The sequence below is a fragment of the Knoellia koreensis genome (genome assembly GCF_013041615.1).
Classification (GTDB): Bacteria; Actinomycetota; Actinomycetes; order Actinomycetales; family Dermatophilaceae; genus Pedococcus; species Pedococcus koreensis.
Window position 1 is genome coordinate 504,812 of record NZ_JABEPQ010000002.1, and the last position, 16,264, is coordinate 521,075.

Genomic DNA, 16,264 nt, shown 5'->3' on the forward strand with positions numbered 1-16,264 from the left:
TGTCTCCAGAAAAAAGCACGATCGTTCGTGTTATGCCTCAGCTCGTGTCGCCGACTCGAGCGGCGTCACCTCGTGGCGCGGGGCGGCGCGCGCGGCGCCGGCCGCGACCGTCGGCTGGTGCACAGGCCACCCGGGTGGCCGCTGCCCTGCTTCCCGGGCTCGAGCGCCGCTCCCCCGCAGTGGCCGGACGACTCGCGGAGTGGCTGTGGTTCCGGACGCCGCCCACCGCTCCCGCCACGCATCGTGCGGCCGAGACACCGCCGGGCGGCGAACCCTTCGAGCTGCCGTGGGGTGGCGGCGCCCTGCGCGGTCGGGTCTACGGCAGCTGGGGCGACCCGACGGCATACCTCGTGCATGGCTGGGGCGGGTGGTGGCAGCAACTGGGTGCCCACGTCACGTCCCTGCACCGCGCGGGCCTGTGCGTGGTCGCCTTCGACGCTCCCGCCCACGGCGGCTCCGGCCGAGGCCGCCACGGACGCCGATCGACCGATGTCGTCGAGATGGCCGACGCCCTGGCAGCGGTGGTGCGCGAGTTCGGCCACCCGACGGTCGTCGTGGCCCACTCGCTCGGGGCCCTCGCCGCGGTCCGTGCCCTCGAGCTGGGGGTTCGTCCCGAGGCCTACGCCTTCCTCGCACCGGCCCTCGAGGCCGCGCCGCTCGAGCGCCGCTTCGCCGCCGCCCTCGCGCTCGGGCCGAGGTCGGCCGCCGAGCTGACCCGCCGCGGCGAACGGCGCACCGGAGTCGCACTGGGCGAGGTCGACGCGGTCTCCATCGCATCCCGGCAGCGGAGCCTGCCGGCGCTGCTGCTCGTCCACGACAGGGGCGACCGTGAGGTCCCGATGAAGGGGTCGGTCGAGCTCTCCAGCGCGTGGCACGACGCCAGGCTGATGCTCACCGACGGACTCGGCCACCGACGGCTCCTGCGCGACCCGGCGGTCGTCGAACGCGTGACGGCACACGCGGTCACGGCCGCCGCGACGGTCAGGAGATCTTCTCGATGACCAACGGCAGCAGGTCGGGTCGCGAGCCCTCCGGCGCGATCGTCCAGGCGCCGTCGAGCGCCTCCAGCGCGCGCTCGAACCGCTCGGGGGTGTCGGTGTGCAGGGTGAGGAGCTTCTCGCCGGCGCGCACCGAGGCGCCCGGCTTGGCGTGCATCTCGACGCCCGCACCGGCCTGCACCGGGTCCTCCTTGCGTGCGCGGCCGGCGCCGAGCCGCCATGCGGCGACACCCACCTTGAGCGCGTCGAGCTGGGTGAGTATGCCGTCCGCCGGGGCGAGGACCTCGTGCGTCTCCTTCGCGACCGGCAGGTCTGCGTCGGGGTTGCCGCCCTGCGCGCGGATCATCGCCTTCCAGACGTCCATGGCCCGGCCGTCCTTCAACGCGTCAGCCGGGTCGACGTCGGTGTGACCGGCCGCCGCGAGCATCTCGCGGGCGAGCGCCAGGGTGAGCTCGACGACGTCCTCGGGGCCCCCGCCAGCGAGCACCTCCACCGACTCGCGCACCTCGAGGGCGTTGCCCGCGGTGAGGCCGAGTGGCACCTGCATGTTGGTGAGCATCGCGACCGTCTTCACGCCGGCGTCGGTGCCGAGGTCGACCATCGTGCGGGCCAGCTCGCGGGCGTCGTCGACGTTCTTCATGAAGGCGCCGCTTCCGACCTTGACGTCCAGCACCAGGGCCCCGGTGCCCTCGGCGATCTTCTTGCTCATGATCGAGGAGGCGATGAGCGGGATCGCCTCGACCGTGCCAGTGACGTCGCGCAGGGCGTAGAGCTTCTTGTCGGCCGGCGCGAGCCCGTCCCCGGCCGCACAGATCACGGCGCCGACGTCCTCGAGCTGGGCGAGCATCTGCTCGTTGCTCATCGCCGCCTTCCACCCCGGGATCGACTCGAGCTTGTCGAGCGTGCCGCCGGTGTGGCCGAGGCCGCGGCCCGACAGCTGCGGCACGGCGACACCGCAGGCCGCGACCAGCGGCGCGAGCGGGAGGGTGATCTTGTCACCGACACCGCCGGTCGAGTGCTTGTCAGCGGTCGGGCGCGACAGGCTCGAGAAGTCCATCCGCTCGCCCGAGGCAATCATGGCGGCGGTCCAGCGCGAGATCTCGCGGCGGTTCATCCCGTTGAGCAGGATGGCCATGCCCAGGCTCGACATCTGCTCGTCGGCCACGGCGCCACGGGTGTAGGCGTCGATCACCCAGTCGATCTGCTCGTCGGACAGCTCACCCTTGTCGCGCTTGGTGATGATGACGTCGACCGCGTCGAACTTCTCGCTCATGACCGCATCCTGTCAGACCCGTGCCCCTGCGTGATTGTCGGGCGAGTGGCCGAAAGTTCGGGCGATTCCCGACGCGAAGGGCGCGCTTTCGGGCGAGTGGCCGAAAGTTCAGGCGGGGTGGTCGCGCACCAGGTCGAGGTTGTCCGGACCGAACGCCTGCGGCAGCACCTCGCTCATCGGCAGCACACCCTCGGGCGTCATCAGCAGGCAGCTCGGCCCGCCGTTCTCCCAGAGCAGCTGACGGCACCGCCCACATGGCATGAGCGGCTGGCCGTCGGCGCCGACGCACGAGACCGCGATGAGCTTGCCGCCGCCGGTCGCGTGCAGCTCCGACACCATGCCGCACTCTGCGCACAGGCCCACACCGTAGGCCGCGTTCTCGACATTGCAGCCCGCGACGACTCGACCGTCGTCGACGATGCCGGCGACGCCGACCGGGAAGTTCGAGTAGGGCGCGTAGGCACGCTCCATCAGCTCGATCGCCTTGGCGCGCAACGCATCCCAGTCGACGTGCTCGGCGCCGTGCGGACCCTCGGGGCACGGAGCGGGAGTATGCCGCGGAGCCGGCTCCGCGGCATACCCCTCCTGCTCGTCGCTCACCTAGTGGCCCTCGCCCTTGCGGTAGATCTGCCCGTCCGCGGCCGGCATTCGCAGTCGTTGTGATGCGAAGGCGAGCACGAGGAGCGTGGTGACGTAGGGGGTGGTGCCGGTGAGCTCGGCCGGGACCGCGTCGGTGGCGAAGTACCACCAGGCGACGAGCGCGCCCACGACGAGCGCGAGGATGCCCTGCACCAGCCGGCGGTTGCGCACGATCTGCCACACGCCCACCGCCACGAGGATCACGGCGAAGAGCAGCAGGAACGCGTGCACCGTGCCACCGCCGCGCAGCTGGACCGCGTCGGTGTAGCCGAACAGCGCCGCGCCACCGAGGAGCCCACCGGGGCGCCAGTTGCCGAAGATCATCGCCGCGAGACCGATGTAGCCGCGACCACCGGTCTGGCCGTCGCGGTAGATGTTCGCGGCCACGAGCGCGAGGAACCCGCCACCGAGCCCGGCGAGGCCACCGGAGACCACCACGGCGAGGAACTTGTAGCGGATCACGTTGACACCCAACGACTCCGCGGCGACGGGCGACTCACCGCAGGACCGCAGCCGCAGACCGAACGGGGTGCGCCACAGCGCCCACCACGTCCCCGCGAAGAGCAGCAGCGCGATGATCGTGAGCACCGACATGTTGGTGCAGACAGCGCGCAGCACCGCGGCCAGGTCACTGACGAAGAACCAGTCCTTCTTCTCGATCGTGCCGAGCCCGGAGGAGACACCAGGGATGGTGAAGCTCGGCAGCGGGTCGATCGGCGGCGACTGGGTCGGCCCGCCGCCGGGCAGGCCGGTGAAGAAGCGCGCGGCGAGGTACTTGGCGACGCCGAGGCCGATGATGTTGAGCGCCACACCCGAAACGATCTGGTCGACGCCGAACGTGACGGTCGCGATGGCGTGGATGAGGCCACCCACCATGCCCATCACGATGGCGCCGAGGACACCGGCCCACGGCCCGTAGTGGTAGCCGAAGTAGCCCGCGCCCCAGGTGCCGAGGATCATCATGCCCTCGAGGCCGATGTTGACGACACCGGCGCGTTCGGACCACAGGCCGCCGAGACCGGCGAGGCCGATGGGCACCGCGAGCCCGATGGCGGCGGCAAGGGCGCCGGACGACACGATGTCGCCGGCACCGGTGACCACGCGCAGGATCGAGACGACGACAAGGGCGCCGAGGGCGGCGATGGCCCACTCGCGCGCGCCGAACCTGCGGCGCTTGCGCGGCGCGCCGACCACCGTCTGGGTGCCGACCTCGAGACCGGCGGCGCTCATGCCGGGGCTCCTTCCGTGGCGGGCTGGGCCTTTCGCTGGGCGGCCAGCTCCCGGGCGACCCGCTGCTGCTCGAGCCGCTTGTCGGTGCGGCGGATCAGCTCGTAGGCGATGACGACGGCGAACAGGATGACGCCCTGGATGATGAAGACGATCTCCTGGGCGACACCGGCCGTGATCTGCAGCGCGTTGGACTGGATGTCGAGGAACGCCCACAGCAGTGACGCGAACGCGATGCCGATGGCGTTGTTGCGCCCGAGCAGGGCGATGGCGATGCCGGCGAACCCGAGCCCCGACTGGAAGGTCGTGCCGTAGTTGTGGTCCTGGCCGAACAGCAGCGGCATGCCGATCAGGCCGGCGAGCGCCCCGGAGGCGATCATCGCGGTCATGACCATCCGCGGCACGTTGACGCCGCTGGCCACCGCGGCCGACTCCGAGCGGCCGGTGGCCCGCAGGTCGAACCCGAACCGCGTCCTGCCGAGCACGAACCAGTAGAGGAAGCCGACGACGACGGCCAGCACGATCAGCGTGTAGACCCGGTTGGTCGCGCCGGGGATCAGCTTGAGCCCCTCCAGCTGGGAGGACTCGGGGATCGTCTTGGTGGCGATCGCGTTGCTGCCCTCCTTGCGGTCGGCGACCTTGAGCAGCAGCCAGCTGACGACGCCGGTGGCGATGGCGTTGAGCATGATCGTCGAGATCACCTCGGAGACACCGCGTTTCACCTTGAGGTAGGCCGCGATGCTGGCCCAGAAGCCACCCGCCACCATCGCGACGATGATCGCCACGATGATGTTGAGGAAGCCGGGCAGCCAGGCCTGGCCCGCGAAGACGGCGGCGGCGAACACGGCGACGCGGTACTGCCCGTCGACACCGATGTTGAACAGGTTCATCCGGAACCCGACCGCCACGGCGATGGCCGACAGGTAGTAGACGGTGGCGGCGTTGATGATCTGCACGGTCTGGCGCGGCTTGGGCGCCTTGAGGATCGTCGACCACACCTCGCGGACCGGGTCGCCGAACAGCACCAGGATGATCGAGGTGATGACGAACGCCACGATGAGCGCGAGCACCGGGGCCGAGAGCCCGAGGAGGATGCGGCGCGGGTTCAGCCGGTTCATGCCTGGTCCTCCTTGTCGTGGGCGTCGGTCCTGTCGTGGGTGTGGGTGTCGGTATGCCGCGTGGTCGCCTCACCGTCCCCGTCACCAGTGCGCGGGGCGTCATCGGCGCCGTTCTTGTGGCCGGCACCCGTCATGGCGGCACCGAGGTCCTCGGCCGTGACGGTGTCGGGGTCGAACTCGCCGGTGAGCCGGCCGCGCAGGATGACCTGGATGGTGTCGGACAGCCCGATCAGCTCCTCGAGGTCGGCGGAGATGAGCAGCACCGCCAGGCCTTCGCGCCGCGCGGCCCGGATGTGGTCCCAGATGCTCGACTGGGCACCGACGTCGACTCCACGGGTCGGGTGGGCGGCGATGAGCACCTTGGGGTGGTGGCTCATCTCGCGGCCGATGATGAGCTTCTGCTGGTTGCCGCCAGAGAGCGAGCCGGCGGTGACGAAGATCGACGGCGTGCGGACGTCGTACTCCTTGACGATCCGCTCGGTGTCGGCCTTGGCGTCCTTGGCGTCGATGAGGAAGCCGCCCGCCTCGATGTTCGGCTCCTCGGTCTGGTGGCCGAGGATGCGGTTCTCCCACAGCGGCGCCTCGAGCAGGAGCCCGTGACGGTGCCGGTCCTCGGGGATGTACCCGACGCCCGCCTCACGGATCTCGCGCACGTGCCAGTCGGAGATGTCCTGGTCGCCGAGGAATACCTTGCCGGACGTGGGCTCGCGCATGCCCATGATGACCTCGACGATCTCGGCCTGCCCGTTGCCCTCGACGCCAGCGATGCCGAGCACCTCACCGGCGTGGATGGTGAACGAGATGCCATCCAGCACCGGTCGTCCGGTGCCGCCGCCGAGCACGAGGTGGTCGACCCGCAGCAGCACCCGGTCGGTGACCGTCGACTCCTCGGTCGTGGGCGACGGCAGCTCGGAGCCGACCATGAGCTCGGCGAGCTGCCGCGCGTTGACGGACTTCGGGTCGACCGTGTCGATGGTCGTCCCGCGCCGGATGACCGTGATCGAGTCGGCGACCTTGAGCACCTCGTCGAGCTTGTGGCTGATGAACAGGACCGTGAGGCCCTCGTCCTTGAGCTCGGCCAGCTGGTCGAACAGCTCGTCGACCTCCTGCGGCACGAGCACCGCGGTCGGCTCGTCGAGGATGAGGATCTTGGCGCCGCGGTAGAGGACCTTGAGGATCTCGATGCGCTGGCGCGCGCCGACACCGAGGTCGGCGACGAGGGCGTCGGGGTCGACGCCGAGCTTGTAGGAGTCGGAGATCTTGACGATCTCCTGCCGGGCCGCGTCGCCGATCCCGTGCAGCTTCTCCGCACCGAGCACGACGTTCTCGAGGACGGTGAGGTTGTCGGCGAGCATGAAGTGCTGGAACACCATGCCGATGCCCGCGTTGATCGCGTCCGACGGCGAGTGCAGCTCGACGACCTGCCCGTTGATCTTGATCGTGCCCTCGTCGGGGCGCTGCACGCCGTAGAGGATCTTCATCAGCGTCGACTTGCCGGCGCCGTTCTCCCCCACGATCGCGTGGACCGTGCCGCGCCGCACCGTGAAGGCGATGTCCTTGTTGGCGACGACGCCGGGGAACCGCTTGGTGATGCCCTCGAGCTCGACGGCCGGGGCGGCACCGGTCGGCTGCTGCGCCGCGGGCTGCGTCACTGGTGGTGAGGCGGTGATGGCTCCACACTCCTGGGTCTCGGCCCGCGGCTCTGCGGGGGTTCTTCACGCACGTGCTGGGGCAAGCACACGGCCCGGGTCAGACGCTACCGCGCCGCCCGGGCCGTGCCCATCAGCTCTGTCAGGGAGTGGTGGGAACAGTGATCTTCTTGTCGATGATCTGCTGCTTGTAGTCGTCCAGCTTGGAGGCGATGTCGTCGATGTGGCCACCGGTCTTGGAGTAGTCCACACCGCCCTTGGCGAGGTTGTACTCGTTCGGGCCGGTCAGCTCCTTGCCGTCGGCGGCCGACTTGATGAAGTCGTAGACCGCCACGTCGACCTTCTTGACCATCGATGTCAGGATCTTGTCGCGGACGTCGGCCGGCGCGGTCAGCGCCTGGTCGGAGTCGACACCGATGGCCCACTTGCCGTCGCCGGCAGCCTTGGCCGCGGTGAACACGCCACCCCCGGAGCCACCAGCGGCGTGGTACACGATGTCCGCGCCCTTCTGGTACATGCCCTCGGCAGCGGTCTTGCCCTTGGCCGGGTCACCGAAGCCGCTGAAGTCCGGCGGCTGGGTGAGGTACTGGGAGTCGATCTTGATGTTCGGGTTGACGGCCTTCGCACCCGCGATGTAACCGGCCTCGAACTTCTTGATGAGCGGCACGTTGACGCCACCGACGAAGCCGATGTGGCCCGCCTTGGACTTCAGCGCAGCCGCCGCACCGACGAGGAACGAGCCCTCGTTCTCGGCGAAGGTGATCTGGTCGACGTTGGCGCCCTTGGAGTCGTCCGACGCGTCGTCGACGATCGCGAAGTTGACGTCCGGGTTGTCCTTGGCCGCCTTGCCGACGGACGCGGCATACGCGAAGCCGACGGCGACGATGTGGGTGTAGCCCGCGTCCACGAGCTGCTGGAGACGCTCCTCGCGAGCGGCCTCGTTCTCGCCGTTGACCGCGGCGGCTTCCTTGGTCTCGACCCCCAGCTCCTTCTTGGCCTTGTCGAGGCCGGCAGCGGCGGCGTCGTTGAACGACTGGTCACCGCGACCACCCACGTCGTAGGCCATGCCGACCTTGAGGTCGCTCTTCTTGCCCGAGTCCGAGCTACCGCTTCCGCTGGGGCTCGAGTCGTTGCCCGAGTCACCACACGCGGCCAGCGTCAGTGCTGCCACCGACATGACCGCTGCAACCTTCATCGCGTGACGCAAGGCTGTCTCCTGTTCATTGTCTGTACGAGGCGCACCGATGCGCCGCTAGCCGGTGAGGATAACCCCAGACCAGACGCGACTCGCGCACGATCGTGCAGGACGGTGGGAAACCGTTACCTATCCGCGACGGGATGGCTCAGGCTCGTGGCCCGTCGCCCTTGACAACACCGGCCACGGCTGCTGCGGCCAGCAGCCGCGCCCCCTGCACGACGGAGCCGGGGTCGACCACGAGGTCACCCTGGTGCAGGTCGTAGCTGCGACCGCCCGGTGAGCGGGTCCCGAGTCGCGCCATGGCACCCGGCACGTGCCGCAGGTACCACGCGAAGTCCTCCCCACCGAGCGACTGGAGCGTGCCGAGGGCACTCATGCCGGCCCCGTCTGCTGCCTGGCGCAGCACCTCGATGGCGTCGGGGTCGTTGACGACCGGGGGCACCCCCTGGACGTGCTCGAGGACTGCCGTCACGGCATACGGGGCGACGATGTGCTCGAGCGCCTCGGCGAGCAGCGGGCCGATCGTGGTCCATGCAGTCGCGTCGAGCATGCGCAGGGTGCCGGCGGCGGTGCCGCTCGAGGGGATGACGTTGGCGGCCTGGCCGGCGTGCACCTCGCCCCACACGAGCGCGAACGCCGTGCGCGGGTCGAGACGGCGGGAGAGCACGGCGGGCAGCTCGGTGACGACCTTGGCGAGCGCGAAGGTGAGGTCCTCGGTGAGGTGGGGACGGCTGGTGTGGCCGCCGCGACCGCTGAGGTGCACGGTGACGCGGTCGGCAGCCGCGGTGATCGCGCCCTCGCGCAGACCGACCGTGCCGACGTCGATGCTGGGGTCGCAGTGCACCGCGAAGACGGCGTCGACACCGTCGAGCGCGTCGGCCGCGATGAGGTCGATGGCGCCGCCGGGGATGACCTCCTCGGCGGGCTGGAAGAGCAGGCGCACGGCGATCCCGCGCTCGCGCAGCCCGTCCTCGTGCGCCTTGAGCGCGAGCCCGGCGCCGAGGACCGCGGCGACGTGGACGTCGTGGCCGCAGGCGTGGGCGATGCCCTCGGTGGTCGAGCTCCACTCCAGACCCGTGCGCTCACCGACGGGGAGGGCGTCGAGGTCCGCGCGGAGGGCGAGTCGGTATGCCGGCTGCTCGGCTCCGAGGTCGGCGACCAGACCCGTGACCGGCAGGGGCCGCACGGCGATGCCGGCCTCCTCGAGCCGCTCGCGGACCGTCGCGGTGGTGCGGAACTCGCTGCGGGAGAGCTCGGGGTGGGCGTGCAGGTCGCGCTGGACCTCGAGCAGGGTGGGCGCGAGCTGGTCGACGCTGGCGCACACCTGGTCCAGCAGCGGGTTCGTGGTCATCAGGGTGGAACTGTACCCGCGCCGTCCTCGCCCCCGACCGCGTGTCTTCGGAAGAATGTGTACGTTCCAGCGCACACATTCTTCCGAAGACCCGCAAGCACGCGGGGTGGGGCGAGGTATGCCGCGTCAGAAGGTCTCGCGCGGGACGTAGAGGCCCCAGACGTCGCGCAGCGCGTGGCTGATCTCGCCGCCGGTGGCGCGCAGGGCGAGGGCCTCCTTCATGGGGTAGAGCACGTTGTCGGTGCCGCGGGCGGCCTCGCGCAGCCGCTCGAGCGCCGCCTCGACGGCCTCGTTGTCGCGGTCGGCGCGCAGTGCGGCGAGGCGCTCCCGCTGGTCGATCTCGATCTGCGGGTCGACGCGAAGCGGCTCGTAGGGCTCCTCCTCGTCGAGGGTGTACTTGTTGACGCCGACGACGGTCCGCTCGCCGTGGTCGATCTCGAGGGCGACCTGGTAGGCGGACCGCTCGATCTCGGACTTCTGGAAGCCCTGCTCGATGGCGGCCACCGCTCCTCCACGGTCCTCGACCGCCTGGATCAGCTCGAGCGCCGCCGCCTCGAGCTCGTCGGTCATCGCCTCGACGACATAACTGCCGGCGAACGGGTCGACGGTCTTGGTCACGTCGGTCTCGTAGGCGATGACCTGCTGGGTACGCAGCGCGAGGCGGGCGGCCTTCTGCGTCGGCAGGGCGATCGCCTCGTCAAAGCTGTTGGTGTGCAACGACTGCGTGCCACCGAGCACCGCGCCGAGGCCCTGCAGCGCGACCCGCACGAGGTTGACCTCGGGCTGCTGGGCGGTCAGCTGCACGCCTGCGGTCTGGGTGTGGAACCGCAGCATCTGGCTCTTGGGGTTCTTGGCGCCGAACTCCTCGCGCATGATCCGCGCCCAGATGCGCCGGGCCGCCCGGAACTTCGCGACCTCCTCCAGCAGGGTGGTCCGGGCGACGAAGAAGAACGAGAGCCGCGGCGCGAACTCGTCGACGTCCAGACCGGCCCCGATGGCTGCGCGCACGTACTCCTTGGCGTTGGCGAGCGTGAACGCGATCTCCTGCGCGGGCGTCGCCCCGGCCTCTGCCATGTGGTAGCCGCTAATGGAGATGGTGTTCCAGCGCGGAAGCTCCTTGGCGCAGTAGGCGAAGATGTCGCTGATCAGCCGCAGCGACTCCTTCGGGGGGTAGATGTAGGTGCCCCGCGCGATGTACTCCTTGAGCACGTCGTTCTGGATCGTCCCGGCGAGGCGCGACGCGTCCGCGCCGTTCTCCTCGGCCACGAGCTGGTACATCAGGAGCAGCGTCGATGCGGGCGCGTTGATCGTCATCGACGTCGACAGCTCGCCCAGCGGCAGCCCTCCGAAGAGGGTGCGCATGTCGTCGATCGAGTCGATCGCGACCCCGACCTTGCCGACCTCGCCGTGTGCGATCGCCTCGTCCGAGTCGTAACCCATCTGGGTCGGCAGGTCGAACGCGACAGACAGTCCACCGGTGCCCGCGTTGACCAGCTCGTGGTAGCGCTCGTTGCTCTCCTTGGCCGTCCCGAACCCGGCGTACTGGCGCATCGTCCACGGCTTGCCCGTGTACATCGTCGGGTAGACGCCGCGGGTGTACGGGTACTGGCCGGGCTCACCGAGCTGGGTCGCGGGGTCGAAGCCGTCGAGGTCGCTCGCGTCGTAGACCGCCTTGATCGGCAGGTCGGACTCGGAACGCGCTTCGGGGACTTCGGTGGCCATGCCCGTCACGATAGATCGCCCGTATGCCGCGTGGTCACCGCCCGTGGTCAACCTCACCCGCGCGGGCGGCCAGGAGGAGGCGGCGGACCAGACCGTGCGCGACGAGGTCACCCATGAGCGCCTCCTGTTCCTTGGCTGCGACGTATGCCGGGTGGTCGCCGTGGCGACGCTCCACCTCCTCCAAGATGGTCGCCTGCGCGTCCTCCCAGTCCCGCGGAAGGGGGTCGTCGACGGGGATCTCGGCCGTGTCCTGGACGACGAGGCCGGCGGCCCGGACCATCCGCCCCACCTCCGCCACGGGCGGGAAGACGTTGCCGGTCGGGGCGACGAGAGCCTCGTCCTGCGAGGTCACCAGGACCATCACACCGACCGCTCCACCCGGGCGCACGACCCGCGCCAGCTCGGCCACGAGGTCGGCCTGGTGCGGCGTCGTGCAGAGAACGCCGAGCGACCACACGGCGTCAAAGCCCTTGTCCCGCAACGGAAGACTCTCCGCGTCGGCGCGCGCGACCGGCATACCGAACAGGTCGCCGGCGGCCCGCGCGGCGGCGGGCTCGGGCTCCAGCAGGACGGGTCGCACCCGGTCACGGTCCCGCGCGAACGCGGCCGGCCCACCCAGCCCGGCACCCACGTCGAGGAGTGTCGTGCCCGGCGCCATCGCCATCCGGTCGAGCAGCCAGGTGAGCACCCGCGGACCGCCCGTGCCACGACAGGCGGCCGGGACGGCATACCGGTCGCCGCGCGAGCGCACGGCCTCGGCGACCCACCCGGCCATGGCGTCGAACTCGGCGTCGAGGCCGGACTCCTGTCCGGGGTCGTCGCTCACTCGTCCAGCATCACATGCCCAGCTCGGCCCTGCGCCTCTCCCAGCGCTCGGACAGCGCTGCCATCTCGGCGGTGATGAACTCGAGGAAGGCGACGCTGAGCGCGAGCCGGGCACCGGCGTCGGTGCCACGGCCACCCACCTGGTCGACGCCGTCGCGCAGCGTCTGGGTGAGCGGGGCGTAGGTGGACTGCGAGCTCATCATCACGTCGTGCCACGCGTCGTCGGCCACGACGTAGACGTCGCGCCGGCTGCCGGGCTCGCGCTCCCGGTGGATCATGTTCATCTGCTGCAGCGACCGCACCGCACCGGAGACCGAGGCGGCACTCACCGACAGCGCGTCGCTCAGCTCGGTCGAGGTCATCCGGCCGTCCTCGTCGGCGAGGAGTGCGGCGAAGACCCGTGACGGCAGCCGCTGCATCCCCGCGGCCGTCAGGGCTGACCCGAACCGCTCCACGAACTGGGCACGGTCGGCGGCACGGCTGGCGGCGTTCTTGCGGGGCATGCGACCAGTTTAGAACATTCAGTATTTTCTGAAAAGTGTGTATGGTGATCGGCATGGCACCAGTCATCGAGGCCACCGGCCTCATCAAGAAGTTCGGCCCCACCACCGCTCTCGACGGCCTCGACCTGACCGTCGACGAGGGCGAGGTGCACGGCTTCCTCGGCCCGAACGGCGCCGGCAAGTCGACCACCATCCGCGTCCTGCTCGGGCTGCTGCGCGCCGACGGCGGAACCGTGAGCCTGCTCGGGCGCGACCCGTGGCGCGACGCGACCGAGCTGCACCGGCAGCTCGCCTACGTGCCCGGCGACGTCGTCCTGTGGCCCAACCTCACCGGGGGCGAGGTCATCGACCTGCTCGGCCGGCTGCGCGGCGGCGTCGACGCGGGCAAGCGCGACAAGCTGCTCGAGGCGTTCGAGCTCGACCCGACGAAGAAGGGCCGCTCGTACTCCAAGGGCAACCGGCAGAAGGTCGCCCTCGTCGCCGCATTCGCCTCCGACGTGCCGCTACTCGTCCTCGACGAGCCGACGTCGGGCCTGGACCCCTTGATGGAGAAGGTCTTTCAGCAGCAGCTGACCCAGGTGCGCTCCGAAGGCCGCACGGTCCTGCTGTCGAGCCACATCCTCTCCGAGGTCGAGACCGCAGCCGACCGCGTGAGCATCGTGCGCGCCGGCAAGGTCGTCGACTCCGGCAGCCTCGCCGACCTGCGCCACCTGACCCGCACCAGCGTCGTCGCGACCCTCGCCGACCCGGTCGCCGTCACCGACGCCGCTCACTGGCCCGGCGTCCACGACGCCCGCCTCGAGGGCGACGCCACCAACCGGATCGCCATGTCGGTCGAGACCGACGCGGTCGGCGACGTCGTGGGTCGCCTTGGGGCACACGGCATACAGGCCCTCACCTGCCAGCCGCCGACGCTCGAGGAGCTCTTCCTCTCGCAGTACCGCACCGACATCCGCGAAGAGGCTCAGGCGGTGACGGTATGAGGGACAGCCTGGCCGGCACGGGGCAGCTGCTGCGGCTCGCGTGGCGGCGCGACCGGTGGATCATCGTCGCCGCCGCCCTCCTCATGGCCGCCCTCGCGGCCGGGTCGATGCAGGCGACCTTCGACCTCTACCCCAGCGACGCCGAGGCGGCAGCCGGGGCCGAGGCGCTCACGGCCAACCCGTCGTTCGCCGCGCTCTACGGGCCGCTGCCGTCGGCGACCGCGGCCGGGATCGGGGTCGTCAAGACGATTCTCATGGGGAGCCTGTTCGGGGCGTTCCTCGCGTTCGCGATCGTGCGCCGGCACACGCGGACCGAGGAGGAGGAAGGCCGGTTCGAGCTGGTCGCGGCGGGTGTCGTCGGGCGCCGGGCGCCGCTCGTCGCCGCCGTCCTGCTGGCCGTCCTGGCAGTCGTCGCCTCGGCCGCGCTGAGCACCCTCGGCCTCGTCGCCGTGGGTGCCGACGCCACCGGCTCGATGGCCCTCGGCGTCGTCATCCTCGTCGGTGGGCTGGTCATGGCCGGGGTCACCGCGGTGGCCGCCCAACTGACCTCCACGACTCGCGGAGCCGGCGGAATCGCGTTGGCAGTGCTGGGAATCGCCTTCATCGTGCGCGCCGCGGCCGACACCGCCACGGGGTCCGGGCAGGACCTCGTCTGGCTGTCCTTCCTCGGCTGGGCGGAGAAGGCCAGCCCCTACGGACAGAACCGCCTCTGGGTGCTGCTGCCCGCCGTCGCGGCGCTCGTGGTGCTCCTGGTGGCAGCCGACGTGCTGCTGCACCGCCGCGACCTCGGCGCCGGCCTGTGGGCGGCGCGCCCCGGACCCGCCCGGGCGAACGCACGGCTCTCGAGCCCGCTCGGCCTCGCGTGGCGGCTGCAGCGGGGCTCGCTGCTGGGATGGACCATCGGGTATGCCGTGCTCGGCCTCGTCGTCGGCTCGCTCGCCAAGTCGGTGGCGAGCGCCGCGGACAGCCCTGCGATCGAGGACATGCTGCGCAAGATGAGCGGCGGCGGGGGCAGCATCGTCGACGTCTTCTTCGGCACCGAGCTGCGGTTCATCGCCGTCGGGGCCGCGGCCTACGGCATCACCACGGCACTGCGGCTGCGGGCCGAGGAGTCCGCCGGACGCGCCGAGGTCGTGCTCGCGACCCCGGTGAGCCGCTGGAGCTGGCTCGCCAGCCACGCGGTCATCGCCACGCTCGGGTCCATCTGGCTGCTCGCGGTGGCTGGGCTGGGCGCCGGCCTGAGCGCCGGGGCGGCCAGCGACCGCGGGGTCGGCGACCTGCTGCCCGCCGCGCTCGCGACCTGGCCAGCAGTGGCGGTCTGCGTGGCGCTCACCGTGCTGCTGTTCGGCCTGCTGCCGCGGCTGTCGGCGGCGGCGTGGGCACTGCTGGCGTTCTTCGTGCTGGTCGGCGAGTTCGGGGCGATCCTGTCGCTGCCGGACTGGGCCCTCAAGGCCTCGCCATTCGACCACCTCGGCACCCTGCCCGGCGGTGACGCCAACGCGGCCGGCCTGGTCGGCCTCCTGGTGCTGGCGGTCGTCGTCGCCGCGACCGGTGCCGCCGCCTTCCGCCGCCGCGACCTCACCACCTGACCCCAGGGCCCTCAGGTCAGGTCGGTGCGGCCGTCGGCCTTGAGGGCGTCGACGACCTTCTTGACGTCCTGGGCGCGGTCCTTGGCGACGACAAGCACCGCGTCCGGGGTGTCGACGACCACGACGTCCTCGAGCCCGACCAGGGCGACCGTCCGCCCCGAACCTGGCACCACCACGCCGCCGGCATCGACCACGCGCACGTCGTCGGCCGACCCGAGGACGCGCACACCCGGCATACCGTCGGCGTCGCGCAACAACCCACCCAGGGAGGCGAAGTCGCCCACGTCGTCCCAGCCGAAACCGCCCGGCACCACGGCGACGCGCCCGGCGTCGGCGGCCGGCTCGGCGACGGCGTGGTCGATCGCGATCTTCTCCAGCCCGTCCCAGACGTCGTCGAGCCGAGCCGGGTCGGTCGCGAGCGAGCGCACACCGGCGGCCAGCCCAGGGTGCCACTGGGCGAGCAGGTCGAGCAGCACCCGCGCCTTGACGACGAACATGCCCGCGTTCCACCGGAACCGCCCGGTCGCGAGATAGGCCTCCGCCCGCTCCCGGTCGGGCTTCTCGACGAACTGCACGACCGCGCGCGCCGCACCGCCAGTGGCGAGCGTCTCCCCCATCTCGATGTAGCCGAAACCCGTTGCAGCGTATGTGGGTTCGATGCCGATGGTGACGACGTAGTCCTGCTCGGCGGCGGCCACCGCGTCGGCGACACAAGCCCGAAAGACGTCCTCGTCACCAATGACGTGGTCGGCCGCGAACGAGCAGACGACCGCCTCGGGGTCACGCGCCTCGAGCACCGCGGCGGCCCACCCGATCGCCGCCATCGAGTCCCGCGGCGACGGTTCGGCGAGGAGCTGGTCGGCCGGCAGGGACGGCAGCTGCGAGCGCACCGCCGCCTCGTGCGCGCGCCCGGTCACGACGACGATGCGCGAACCCACCAGCGGCGACAGCCGGTCCCAGGTCTGCTGCAGCAGCGAGCGTCCCGCGCCGGTCAGGTCGTGGAGGAACTTGGGCGACGACGCCCGCGACAGCGGCCACAGCCGCGTCCCCGCTCCCCCGGCCGGGATGATGGCCCAGACGTGCTCGTTCCCCATGGCGCGCAACCGTAGCCGACCACCGCTCCCACACGGCCGCCCCACACTGCCGCGCGCACCGGCTCGTCACCTGCCGCTCACTCGACACACCCCGA

The 16,264-nt window shown here is 71.0% G+C and carries 14 protein-coding genes; 3 read left to right on the forward strand and 11 right to left on the reverse strand.

What is annotated here, in order from left to right:
• The first annotated feature begins 134 nt into the window (after positions 1–134).
• The gene (locus HJG52_RS10690; RefSeq protein ID WP_171243577.1) at positions 135–1,001 is read left to right on the forward strand and encodes an alpha/beta fold hydrolase; all 867 of its coding nucleotides are present in this window, start codon (positions 135–137) and stop codon (positions 999–1,001) included.
• On the opposite strand, the gene HJG52_RS10695 is transcribed toward HJG52_RS10690, so the two are convergent.
• The 10 genes from HJG52_RS10695 to HJG52_RS10740 all read right to left on the reverse strand — a co-directional run bounded on the left by HJG52_RS10695 (position 982) and on the right by HJG52_RS10740 (position 12,503).
• Complete coding sequence (locus HJG52_RS10695; protein WP_171243578.1) at positions 982–2,271, reverse strand: thymidine phosphorylase; 1,290 nt, start codon at positions 2,269–2,271, stop codon at positions 982–984. The two genes, HJG52_RS10690 and HJG52_RS10695, sit on opposite strands and share 20 nt — an antisense overlap.
• A gap of 108 nt (positions 2,272–2,379) precedes the next feature.
• Positions 2,380–2,871, reverse strand: a complete 492-nt coding sequence (locus HJG52_RS10700; protein ID WP_346767680.1) for a cytidine deaminase — start codon at positions 2,869–2,871, stop codon at positions 2,380–2,382.
• A complete protein-coding gene (locus HJG52_RS10705; RefSeq protein WP_171243579.1) occupies positions 2,872–4,140 on the reverse strand; it encodes an ABC transporter permease in 1,269 nt (422 codons plus the stop codon).
• Positions 4,137–5,255: an ABC transporter permease gene (locus tag HJG52_RS10710; RefSeq protein WP_171243580.1), complete on the reverse strand. Its 1,119-nt coding sequence runs from the start codon at positions 5,253–5,255 to the stop codon at positions 4,137–4,139. Before HJG52_RS10710 ends, HJG52_RS10705 begins: the two co-directional genes overlap by 4 nt.
• Positions 5,252–6,907, reverse strand: a complete 1,656-nt coding sequence (locus tag HJG52_RS21620) for an ABC transporter ATP-binding protein (protein ID WP_346767681.1) — start codon at positions 6,905–6,907, stop codon at positions 5,252–5,254. The genes HJG52_RS10710 and HJG52_RS21620 overlap by 4 nt, the downstream gene beginning before the upstream one ends.
• A 139-nt stretch (positions 6,908–7,046) precedes the next feature.
• A complete protein-coding gene (locus HJG52_RS10720) occupies positions 7,047–8,099 on the reverse strand; it encodes a BMP family lipoprotein (protein WP_171243581.1) in 1,053 nt (350 codons plus the stop codon).
• 148 nt (positions 8,100–8,247) lie between these two features.
• Entirely contained in the window at positions 8,248–9,453 is a 1,206-nt protein-coding gene (locus tag HJG52_RS10725) for an amidohydrolase (protein ID WP_171243582.1), read from the reverse strand.
• 126 nt (positions 9,454–9,579) lie between these two features.
• A complete protein-coding gene (locus tag HJG52_RS10730; RefSeq protein WP_171243583.1) occupies positions 9,580–11,175 on the reverse strand; it encodes an acyl-CoA mutase large subunit family protein in 1,596 nt (531 codons plus the stop codon).
• A gap of 34 nt (positions 11,176–11,209) precedes the next feature.
• On the reverse strand, positions 11,210–12,001 hold the full coding sequence (locus HJG52_RS10735) for a methyltransferase domain-containing protein (RefSeq protein ID WP_171243584.1): 792 nt from the start codon (positions 11,999–12,001) through the stop codon (positions 11,210–11,212).
• A gap of 10 nt (positions 12,002–12,011) precedes the next feature.
• Positions 12,012–12,503 (reverse strand): GbsR/MarR family transcriptional regulator, encoded by a 492-nt coding sequence (locus tag HJG52_RS10740; protein ID WP_171243585.1) that lies wholly within the window; start codon positions 12,501–12,503, stop codon positions 12,012–12,014.
• A gap of 53 nt (positions 12,504–12,556) precedes the next feature.
• On the opposite strand from HJG52_RS10740, the gene HJG52_RS10745 reads away from it, so the two are divergent.
• Positions 12,557–13,486, forward strand: a complete 930-nt coding sequence (locus HJG52_RS10745) for an ABC transporter ATP-binding protein (RefSeq protein WP_206070509.1) — start codon at positions 12,557–12,559, stop codon at positions 13,484–13,486.
• Positions 13,483–15,075, forward strand: a complete 1,593-nt coding sequence (locus HJG52_RS10750) for an ABC transporter permease (protein WP_171243587.1) — start codon at positions 13,483–13,485, stop codon at positions 15,073–15,075. Before HJG52_RS10745 ends, HJG52_RS10750 begins: the two co-directional genes overlap by 4 nt.
• Before the next feature lie 11 nt (positions 15,076–15,086).
• Here HJG52_RS10750 and HJG52_RS10755 read toward each other — a convergent pair whose 3' ends face one another.
• Positions 15,087–16,169 carry a mannose-1-phosphate guanylyltransferase gene (locus HJG52_RS10755; protein WP_171243588.1) on the reverse strand — a complete coding sequence of 361 codons (1,083 nt, stop codon included), beginning with the start codon at positions 16,167–16,169 and terminating at the stop codon, positions 15,087–15,089.
• Positions 16,170–16,264 lie beyond the last annotated feature (95 nt).

Bases quoted from the DNA above. Each gene is read 5' to 3' on its own strand.
- HJG52_RS10695 (WP_171243578.1), bottom strand. From the start codon at position 2,271: ATGAGCGAGAAGTTCGACGCGGTCGACGTCATCATCACCAAGCGCGAC.
- HJG52_RS10705 (WP_171243579.1), bottom strand. From the start codon at position 4,140: ATGAGCGCCGCCGGTCTCGAGGTCGGCACCCAGACGGTGGTCGGCGCG.
- HJG52_RS10710 (WP_171243580.1), bottom strand. From the start codon at position 5,255: ATGAACCGGCTGAACCCGCGCCGCATCCTCCTCGGGCTCTCGGCCCCG.
- HJG52_RS10720 (WP_171243581.1), bottom strand. From the start codon at position 8,099: ATGAAGGTTGCAGCGGTCATGTCGGTGGCAGCACTGACGCTGGCCGCG.
- HJG52_RS10725 (WP_171243582.1), bottom strand. From the start codon at position 9,453: ATGACCACGAACCCGCTGCTGGACCAGGTGTGCGCCAGCGTCGACCAG.
- HJG52_RS10730 (WP_171243583.1), bottom strand. From the start codon at position 11,175: ATGGCCACCGAAGTCCCCGAAGCGCGTTCCGAGTCCGACCTGCCGATC.
- HJG52_RS10740 (WP_171243585.1), bottom strand. From the start codon at position 12,503: ATGCCCCGCAAGAACGCCGCCAGCCGTGCCGCCGACCGTGCCCAGTTC.
- HJG52_RS10745 (WP_206070509.1), top strand. From the start codon at position 12,557: ATGGCACCAGTCATCGAGGCCACCGGCCTCATCAAGAAGTTCGGCCCC.
- HJG52_RS10750 (WP_171243587.1), top strand. From the start codon at position 13,483: ATGAGGGACAGCCTGGCCGGCACGGGGCAGCTGCTGCGGCTCGCGTGG.
- HJG52_RS10755 (WP_171243588.1), bottom strand. From the start codon at position 16,169: ATGGGGAACGAGCACGTCTGGGCCATCATCCCGGCCGGGGGAGCGGGG.